This window comes from Corallococcus sp. AB049A, assembly GCF_003668885.1.
Classification (GTDB): Bacteria; Myxococcota; Myxococcia; order Myxococcales; family Myxococcaceae; genus Corallococcus; species Corallococcus interemptor.
In genome coordinates this window covers 1-382 of the sequence record NZ_RAWL01001484.1, presented here as the reverse complement: position 1 = coordinate 382, position 382 = coordinate 1, and the positions used below count along the sequence as shown (strand labels likewise).

The 382-nt window shown below is 49.7% G+C and carries 1 protein-coding gene; it reads left to right on the top strand.

Translation table 11 applies throughout. The annotated features are described in order from the left end of the window. The coding region (locus D7X55_RS42665; protein WP_304988949.1) for a hypothetical protein at nucleotides 1-382 on the top strand (382 nt) is incomplete at both ends.

Genomic DNA, 382 nt, shown 5'->3' with positions numbered 1-382 from the left:
CATTACTGGAGCTGGATAGCGACACATTGCGCGAGCGTTTATATACCGCAAAAGCCGATCTTGGCGATAACGCCGCCGTTCCGGTTAAGCTGGTGCATATCAACAAATGTCCGGTACTGGCCCAGGCGAATACGCTACGCCCGGAACATGCCGACCGACTGGGAATTAATCGTCAGCATTGCCTCGATAACCTAAAAATTCTGCGTGAAAATCCGCAAGTGCGTGAAAAAGTGGTAGCGATATTCGCGGAAGCCGAACCGTTTACACCTTCAGATAATGTGGATGCACAGCTTTATAATGGCTTTTTCAGTGACGCCGATCGTGCAGCAATGAAAATTGTGCTGGAAACCGAGCCGCGTAATTTACCGGCACTGGATATCAC